An 8325-nucleotide genomic window follows, 5' to 3' on the forward strand; every position below is an offset into this window, starting at 1 on the left:
GTTCGAGCCGGTCCCAGGGGAAGACCGGGAGGCGGGCGGAGACGGGTGACACGGGGTGGCTCGCTTTCTTCGGAAATTCCCGGGCCGGGCGCCCGGGGGCCCGGTGCTGGACACCGGGGGCCCGGTTGTGGACACCGGGGGCCCGGTGGCGGAGGACGACACCGGGGAAACCCGCTGGATGCCGGGGCCGCCCGGGAAACAACCCGGTCCCGCAGGCCACTGGCCGTACGGGACCTTCCGGCTGCTACCGGGCGCTGCGCCGGGGCAGGGTCACTCGTCGTGCTCCTGCGGCGGAAGCGCGGCGATGAAGGGGTGGTCCCGCTCGATCAGGCCGAGCTTGCTCGCGCCACCGGGCGAACCGAGCTCGTCGAAGAACTCGACGTTCGCCTTGTAGTAGTCCTTCCACTCCTCGGGAGTGTCGTCCTCGTAGAAGATCGCCTCGACCGGGCAGACCGGCTCACAGGCCCCGCAGTCGACGCATTCGTCCGGGTGGATGTACAAGGACCGCTGGCCCTCGTAGATGCAGTCGACGGGGCACTCCTCGATGCACGCCTTGTCCTTCAGGTCGACACAAGGCTGCGCGATGACGTAGGTCACGCTGTCGTTCCTCCTCGTTAGGGCTGCTATCGCGCGGGAGCGCGGCGTCGTCGATGCCCGCACCTAGTATCGCCGTTCCAGGGCACCAGACGCACATGAGGGGCTGACTGAGCTGTGGATTTCACCACTGGCGGACGTCTAGAAGTCCGGATCACCCCGGATGACGTGGGAAAACGCGTCTCGGTCAGGCTTCTGACCGGGGAGCGCGAGCCGGGTTCCACCTTCACCGACGTGGTAGGGGTTCTCACATCGTGGACCGGCGGTACGCTGTCGATCACCCGGCGCACCGGTGAGGCGGTGCGGATCGCCGAGTCGTCCCTGGTGGCGGGCAAGGTGGTGCCCGCCGCTCCGGCCCGCCGCCGCGGTCCCGCCGCGAGCGCGCCCGAGCTGGACCGGGTCGCCGCCCGCGGCTGGCCACCGGTGATCAGCGAGCCGCTGGGCGAGTGGACGCTGCGCGCCTCCGGCGGTTTCACCCGGCGCGCCAATTCGGTGCTGGCCCTCGGCGACCCCGGGACGGCTCTGGACGAGGCGCTGCACCGGGTCACCGACTGGTACGCGGCACGGCAGCTTCCCGCGTACATCCAGGTCAGCACGGGCGCCGAGGGCACCCAGGAGCTGCTCGCCGCGGAGCTGGAGACCCGGGGCTGGACCCGGGAGGTCTCCGCGCAGATACGGATCGCGGCCCTCGCCCCCATCGGGGACCTGGACGCCGACGCCTCGGCCGTGACGCTCTCCCGCCGTCTGGACGACGCCTGGCTGGCCCGCTACCAGCGGTCCGCCGAGCCCTCCCCCGAGGCCCGGACGGTGCTGTCGGGCGGCCCGTCGGTGTGGTTCGCGGCCATACCGGCGGAGGGGGGAGGCGCCCCGGCGGCGATCGGGCGCTGCGTGGTGGACGGCCGCTGGGCCGGGTTCGCCGCGGTGGAGGTCGCCCCGGAGCGGCGGCGCCAGGGCCTGGCCAAGGCCGTGATGACCGCGCTGGCCCGCAAGGCGCTCGACGAGGGTGCCTCGGCGGCGTATCTCCAGGTGGAGACGGACAATGGCGGTGCGCACGCCCTCTACGAGGGCATGGGGTTCACCGTCCACCACATCTACCATCACTGGCGCGCCTCCCGGCAGGATGTGCGCTGAGCGGGGTACGAGGCGGCTATGCCACGGATGAACGACACCTCCCGCCGCCGGCGGTTCGCCGACGCGGCCCGCGAAGAGCGCCCCGATCTGGCGCTGCTGTGCCTGCTGGTGGGCATGGAGGCCGACCCCGGACTGGACGAGACCGGAATCGACGAGGCGCAGATCGAACTCGACCGGCTGGCCGGTCAGCTCCCCTTCTCCCCCGGCGGCCCCGAGGAGTGGGCCGCCGCGCTGGCCCGCCTCCTCGGCGAGCGCCATGACTTCCGGGGCGGCGCGGCCGAGTACCGGAGGCTGGAGTCCTCGCTCCTCCACGAGGTGCTGCGGCGCCGCCGCGGGCTGCCGATCCTGCTGTCCGTGGTGTGGATGGAGGTGGCGCGGCGGGCGGGCGCCCCGGTGTACGGGGTGGGGCTGCCGGGCCGCTTCGTGGTCGGCTTCGGCGATCCTTATGGCAGCCATGTGCTGGCCGATCCGTGTCACGGCGGGCGGCCGCTGTCGAGCGAGGACGCGGCGATGCTGGTGTCGGGGACCACGGGCACCCCGCTGTCCCCGTCGATGCTGACCCCGGCCGGGCCGCTGGACATCGTGCTGCGGATCCTCAACAACATCCGGGCCTGGGCGTCCGCCCGCCCGGAGCGGACCGATGTCCGGCTCTGGGCGGTCGAGCTGTCCCTGCTGCTGCCCGCCCACCCGGCCCGGCTGCGCTACGAGCGGGCGCGACTCCTCGTGGAACGGGGCGACTTCCTGACCGGCGCCAGGGAGCTGGAGGACTATGCGGAGGTCGTGGCGGCGGTGGAGCCCGACGCCGCCGAGACGGTACGCCGCGAGGCCCGCGCGGCCCGCGCGATGCTGAACTGAGGGGTGTCCGACGGATCGTGCAGCCATCGTGGCCGGTCGCGCCCACCCGGTGGGGGCCGCACGGCGACACGGCCCCGCACGCACATCGCCGCGGCCCCGCGCCGCTTCGGGCCCCCTACAGCCAGCCCTTGTCGCGGGCGATGCGGACGGCCTCGGCCCGGTTGCGGGCGGCGGTCTTCTGGATGGCCGTGGAGAGGTAGTTGCGGACCGTGCCCGGCGACAGGTTCAGGGCGCGGGCCAGCTCCGCGTTGGTCGAGCCGTCCGCCGACGCGCGCAGCACCTCGCGCTCCCGCGCGGTCAGCGGGCTGGCCCCGTCCACGAGCGCGGCGGCGGCGAGCGTGGGGTCGATGACCCGCTCCCCGCGCAGCACCCGCCGTATGGCGTCGGCGAGCTGGGCCGCCGGGGCGTCCTTGACCAGGAAGGCGTCGGCGCCGGACTCCATGGCGCGGCGCAGATAGCCCGGGCGGCCGAAGGTGGTCAGGATCACGATCCGGATACCGGGCTCGGCCCGGTGCAGCGCGGCGGCGGCCTCGATTCCGCTCATCCCGGGCATCTCGATGTCCAGCAGCGCCACATCGGGGCGATGGGTCCGGGCGGCGTCCACGACCTCGTCACCACGGGCCACCTGCGCGACGACCTCGATCTCGTCCTCGAGCCCGAGCAGCGCGGCCAGCGCCTCCCGCACCATGGACTGGTCCTCGGCCAGCAGTACCCGGATCACGCCCCGCAGCGTATCCGCTCATCCGCCCGCTCCTCACGCGCCCTCTCCTCCCGGCTCCTGGGGCCCCTGGTCGCAGGGGCGTCCGGCCGCGAGCGGCGTCTGGGGCGGGCGGCACCTCCCGTGCGGTGGCCGGGGAACACCGCACGGCGGAGCATCACCCCCGTACGGGGCGTACGCGGGCGATGCGACAACGCGGCGAGGTGCCGTGCCAGGCGTCGGGAGCGGGGCGCGCGAGCAGGGCGCCCCCTGTGACGGCAGGCCCTACGGCGCGGTCGGCGAGGGCAGCTCCACGCGGGCGCCACGGGAGAGCGGGACGACGGCGCGCAGGGTGAAGCCGCCGCGCTCACCGGGGCCGGTCTCCAGGCGGCCGTCGGCCAGCTGGAGCCGCTCGGCGAGCCCGGTGAGCCCGTTGCCGTGCGGGCCGGTCGGGCCGCGTCCGTCGTCGCTGACGGTCAGGCACAGCTCGTCGCCCGTCTCGTCGAGGGTCACCGCACAGCGGCGCGCCCCGCTGTGCCGCACCACATTGGTGACCGCCTCGCGCAGCGCCCAGGCCAGCGCCCCCTCGTGGTCGGGCGGAAGGTCGGGGTGGTGGGTGCCGACCCGGTGCAGATCGGCGGCGATGCCCGCGGCGGTGAGGGCGGTACGGGCCCCGGCGACCTCGGCCTCCAGGGTGGGGCGGCGAAAGCCGCTGACCGCCTCCCGGACGTCCACCAGCGCCTGCCGGCTGACCCGCTCGATATCGGCCACCTGCCGCGCCGCCTGCTCGGGCTTGTCGGGCAGCATCCGCCCCGCCAGCTCGCTCTTGAGCGTGATCAGGGAGAGCGAGTGGCCCAGCAGGTCGTGCAGATCACGGGCGAGCCGCAGCCGCTCCTCGTTGGCGGCGAGCTGGGCCACGGTGGCGCGGGCGGCGCGCAGCGCCCGGGTGGTACGGACCATCTGGCGCACCCCGCTCATCGCGAAGCCGCCCAGCAGCGAGGGGATGACCAGGGCGGACAGCAGCCCGTGCGAACCGCGCACCAGCACCCCGATGGCCACCATGAACAAGGTGTTCAGCGGGATCACCCAGCGCGAGAGCCGCAGCGGCAGCACCGCCCCGAAGGCGACGGACACATAGACGCAGAGCACCAGCCAGTCGCCGCCCATGGTGAGGGCGAGCACGGCGGCGAGCACGCAGAGCGTGCCCAGCGCCCCGAAAACCGTGGCCCGGCTCAGTGCCCGCCCGGTGTGCCGGAAGATCAGCACCAGATAGAGGGCCACGAAGCCCAGCAGGCCGAGCGCGCCGCCCACGGTGGCGGGGACGGTGTGGTGGCCGTCCGCGAGATCGCTGACCGGGGCGCCCATATAGGCCATCCAGATCCCGATCCACATCAGCTTGACCAGGACCTGGGGGCGGTTCTCGGGGCTCTGCCCGATGGAGACGAAGTGGTCGTTCTCGTCGTCGTACGCCATCGCGTCGGCCCACCAGGTCAGCCGGCGGCGCCCGCCGGGGCGGCACCGCGGATCGCCGTCGGTCGGCTCGGCCCGGTCAGCCATGGTTCTTCTCCCCTCGGATCACACCTCGGGCCACGCCCTCGGTCACGCCTTACGGGCGTCCCGCGCTCCTCATGCCGTAGCGGGCCCAGGGGCCCTTCATGCCCTACGAGTGTCCTTGCGGTACAGCCATGCCGCGCCGCCCGCGAAGAGCGCGAGATAGCCGATGAGCAGCGCCACGTCCTTGGTGTGCGGGGCGCCGCCCAGCTCGATCGCCTGGCCGAGGGCGTTGTAGGCGTGGGTGGGCAGACAGTCCCCGATGGTCCGCAGCCACTGCGGATAGGACGTGGTGGGCATCCACAGCCCGCCGAGGATCGACAGGCCGAAGTAGATGATCATCGTCACCGGGCGTGCCGCGTCCCCGCTCGCCAGATAGCCGATGGCCACCCCCAGTGCCGCGAAGACCAGGGAGCCCGCCCAGATCGCGACGGTCAGCGCGGGCCACTGCCAGGCGGCGTCCAGCCGTACGCCCTTGCCGGCGGCGGCCACCACGAAGACGATCACGATCGACGGCAGGGTGGCCACCGCACCCACGGCGATCTTGGCCCCGACATAGCCGCGGCCGGGCAGCGGGGTGAGCCGCAGCTGCCGGGTCCAGCCGTCCTCGCGCTCCCTGGCGATCCGCTCGCCGTTGCCCATCAGCCCGGCGGTCAGCGCCCCGAACGAGGCCATCGCGACCATGTAGTAGAGCGGCATCGACAGCCGGGTGCCGGGCACCTGGTCGTCGGCGTCGGTGCTGCCCGCGATCAGCAGGAAGAGCACGGACGGATAGGCGACCGTGAAGAACATGAACTTGCGGTTGCGCAGGGTCCGCGCGATCTCCAGCTTGACCAGCGCCTTCATCGTGTGGGCTCCTCATCTGCCGGCGCGGTGCCGCCGGCGGCGTCGGTGATGGCGAGGAAGGCCTGCTCCAGGCCGAGGCCGGTGACCTCCAGACCGTGCGGATAGAGCCCGAGCCCGTAGACCGCGTGCACGGTCGCGTCCGCGTCGGTGGAACGCATCCGTACGGTACGCCCCGATATCTCGATCCCGGTCAGCGCGGGCAGGGCGCGCAGCGCCGTCTCGTCGAGCGGCCCGTCCAGCTGAAAAGAGATCCGCCGGGCCCCGGCCATCGCCTTGATCTCGGCGGACGAGCCGTCGGCCAGCACCCGGCCGCGGTGCAGCACGATCACCCGGTCGGCGACGGCGTCGGCCTCTTCGAGGTAGTGGGTGGCGAACAGGATGGTGCGGCCCTGCCTGGCCTGCTCCCGCATCCCGCCCCAGAAGGTCTGCCGGGACGAGACGTCCATACCGGTCGTGGGCTCGTCCAGCACGATCAGATCGGAGGCGCCGGCGGTGGCGAACGCGAAACGCACCCGCTGCTCCTGGCCGCCGGAGAGCTTGTTCACCTTGCGGGAGGCGATCTCGGCGATCCCCGCCCGCTCCAGCACCTCGTCCACCGGAAGGCCCTTGGGGTGCAGCTCGCAGGCCAGCCCCACCAGCTCGCGGACCGTCACGTCCCGCATCAGACTGCCGCTCTGCAGCATCGCGCCGACCCGGCCGCGGACGATGGCCTGGCGCGGGCTGGTGCCGAAGACCTCCACCCGGCCGGAGTCGGGGTGGCGCAGGCCGAGCAGCAGATCGAGGGTGGAGGACTTGCCGGCGCCGTTGGGGCCCAGCAGGGCGACGGTCTCCCCGGGGTACAGGGTGAGATCGAGGTCGGCCACGGCGCGCACACTCCGGTAGGTCTTGTTGACCTGCGCGAAGCGGACCACGGGCGGGGAGCCCGTGGTGGCGGCCCCGGCGCCGGGGGCGGAAACATCGGTCGTTGCGGTCATGCCCACCAGCCTGGCCGGGGGCGGGGGGCGCCCGGCAGTGTCAACGGTCGTGACCTGGGGATGACAGATGTCATGGGCCGGGGGTGATGACAGATGTCATGGGCCGGGGGTGACGCGGCCCGGAGACATGCCGCGGCCCCCGCCCGGTGCCGGGCGGGGGCCGTGTCGACCGACCGCGTCGGAGACGGGCGCGGGCCCGGTCAGTTGTCCTTGCCGATGATGCCGATGCGCTCACTGGCCGTCTTGCCCAGCAGCGCCTGCCGCAGCGCCACCTCCACGTCCTCCGGGGTGACCGGCTTCTTCGAGCCGTCGCCCCGCTCGAGCAGGACGCCGTCGAAGGTGCTGCCGTACAGCTCCTTGAGGGCGGTCAGGTTGTAGTGCTCCACCAGCTTGCCGTCGACCACCCGCATGGAGAGGATCTTCGGCAGCGACTTGTCCGGGCCGAACGGAATCGAGTGCTGGGGGTCCGTCTGGACCGTGACCAGGCCCGACATCGCGGGCTCGGCGAAGCTCTTCATCTTCCGGTCGACCTCGGCCTTGCTGACCGTGGGGCGCCGCACCGCGACCGGCAGGGTGATGGCCTTGTTCCGGCCGGTCTCGGCACGCTGCCGGAACGCGTCCGAGACGGCCTTGACCGCCTTGTCCACATCCAGCCCCTTGCCCTCCTTGCCGTACACCGGGACGGCCCGGCCGGCGGTGAAGGTGATACCGCCCTCGCGGGCCGTGCCGGAGTTGCCCGCGAGCCGCTCCAGGGCGTCCCGCAGCTTCTCCTCGTCGACCGTCACCGTGGGGTCGGCCTCATGGGTGCCGCCGAAGAGCGAGCCGATGACGGTGACCGGGTTGTAGTCCCGGCCGGCGACGTTCCGGACGGTGGCCTCGGTGTCCAGCGCCAGGCCCGCGACAGAGGGCTTGATCTCCTTCTGCTGGCCGTCGACCGACACCGTCAGCGGGGCGGTGGTGCGCTTGCCCAGCGCGGTGTCCAGCTTGTCGACGGCGGTCTCCTTGGAGGTGCCGCCGATGTCGACGCCGAGGACGGTGGTGCCGTTCGGCACATCGGCGTGGTTCATCACCAGACCGGCGACATAGGCCCCGCCCGCGAGCACGACCAGCAGACCCACGGCCATGACGGCCTTGGAGCGGCCCTTCTTCCTGGGCTTGCCCGCCTTGGGGGCGGACGGTGCCGGGGCGCTCGACGGGGCGCTGCCGCCGCCGGGCGCCGGGGCCCCCGGACCGCCCGCGGCGGGCGGGGACGGCGGCTTGCTCCGACCTTCGGCCGACGGCACCACGGGCACCCCGCTGACCAGCGTGTCGCTGGAGACCTGCTCGGGCGGCACCCCGCCGCCCGGGGTGGGCTCCGGGTCGCGGAACAGCGAGGGGGACGGCCCGGCTCCGGGGTCGTCCGCCGGGTCCGCCCCGGAACCGGGCGGCCGGCCCGCTCCGGTGGCGGCGCCGGAGCCGCCGGCCAGCGGCCCCGCACCGCCCGGGGGCGTCTGCTGGTCGCCGCCGTACCGGCCGTCCGCGGGGCCCGGTCCGGGCGGGGCCAGCAGGTCGCTGTCGCGCGCTCCGGCTCCGGCGCCGGGGCGCGGCATGAACATGCCGCCGGTGGCCGGGCCGGTGGTGGGTCCGCTCGGCTCCCCCTGGCCGCCCGGGGCCTGCCCGTCGGCGAAGTACGGCAGG

Annotated in this window: 8 protein-coding genes; 2 read left to right on the forward strand and 6 right to left on the reverse strand. The window is 73.6% G+C overall.

All coding sequences use genetic code 11. The features are described from left to right. Positions 1-270 precede the first annotated feature (270 nt). Positions 271-597: a ferredoxin gene (fdxA, locus tag AXW62_RS32655; RefSeq protein WP_014054705.1), complete on the reverse strand. Its 327-nt coding sequence runs from the start codon at positions 595-597 to the stop codon at positions 271-273. Positions 598-711: 114 nt separating this feature from the next. Between fdxA and AXW62_RS32660 the strand changes: the two genes are divergently transcribed. Then, on the forward strand, positions 712-1725 hold the full coding sequence (locus AXW62_RS32660; protein ID WP_060947662.1) for a GNAT family N-acetyltransferase: 1014 nt from the start codon (positions 712-714) through the stop codon (positions 1723-1725). Between the two features lie 18 nt (positions 1726-1743). Then, on the forward strand, positions 1744-2580 hold the full coding sequence (locus AXW62_RS32665) for a transglutaminase family protein (RefSeq protein WP_060947663.1): 837 nt from the start codon (positions 1744-1746) through the stop codon (positions 2578-2580). Between the two features lie 115 nt (positions 2581-2695). Here the strand turns inward: AXW62_RS32665 and AXW62_RS32670 are convergent, their stop codons facing one another. The 5 genes from AXW62_RS32670 to AXW62_RS32690 all read right to left on the reverse strand — a co-directional run. Further along, on the reverse strand, positions 2696-3301 hold the full coding sequence (locus AXW62_RS32670) for a response regulator transcription factor (protein ID WP_030822783.1): 606 nt from the start codon (positions 3299-3301) through the stop codon (positions 2696-2698). Between the two features lie 261 nt (positions 3302-3562). Continuing rightward, entirely contained in the window at positions 3563-4834 is a 1272-nt protein-coding gene (locus tag AXW62_RS32675) for a sensor histidine kinase (RefSeq protein ID WP_079115907.1), read from the reverse strand. Positions 4835-4930: 96 nt separating this feature from the next. After that, positions 4931-5674, reverse strand: a complete 744-nt coding sequence (locus tag AXW62_RS32680) for an ABC transporter permease (RefSeq protein WP_060947664.1) — start codon at positions 5672-5674, stop codon at positions 4931-4933. Next, entirely contained in the window at positions 5671-6648 is a 978-nt protein-coding gene (locus AXW62_RS32685; protein ID WP_060947665.1) for an ABC transporter ATP-binding protein, read from the reverse strand. Before AXW62_RS32685 ends, AXW62_RS32680 begins: the two co-directional genes overlap by 4 nt. Before the next feature lie 200 nt (positions 6649-6848). Further along, a partial coding sequence (locus tag AXW62_RS32690) for a peptidoglycan binding domain-containing protein (RefSeq protein ID WP_060947666.1) occupies positions 6849-8325 on the reverse strand: 1477 nt, incomplete at its 5' end.

Origin of the sequence: Streptomyces hygroscopicus subsp. hygroscopicus (assembly GCF_001553455.1) — a bacterium.
Classification (GTDB): domain Bacteria; phylum Actinomycetota; class Actinomycetes; order Streptomycetales; family Streptomycetaceae; genus Streptomyces; species Streptomyces hygroscopicus.

Excerpts from the sequence above, each read along its gene's own strand:
- AXW62_RS32665 (WP_060947663.1), top strand. The coding sequence starts at position 1,744 with ATGCCACGGATGAACGACACCTCCCGCCGCCGGCGGTTCGCCGACGCG.
- AXW62_RS32675 (WP_079115907.1), bottom strand. The coding sequence starts at position 4,834 with ATGGCTGACCGGGCCGAGCCGACCGACGGCGATCCGCGGTGCCGCCCC.
- AXW62_RS32680 (WP_060947664.1), bottom strand. The coding sequence starts at position 5,674 with ATGAAGGCGCTGGTCAAGCTGGAGATCGCGCGGACCCTGCGCAACCGC.
- AXW62_RS32685 (WP_060947665.1), bottom strand. The coding sequence starts at position 6,648 with ATGACCGCAACGACCGATGTTTCCGCCCCCGGCGCCGGGGCCGCCACC.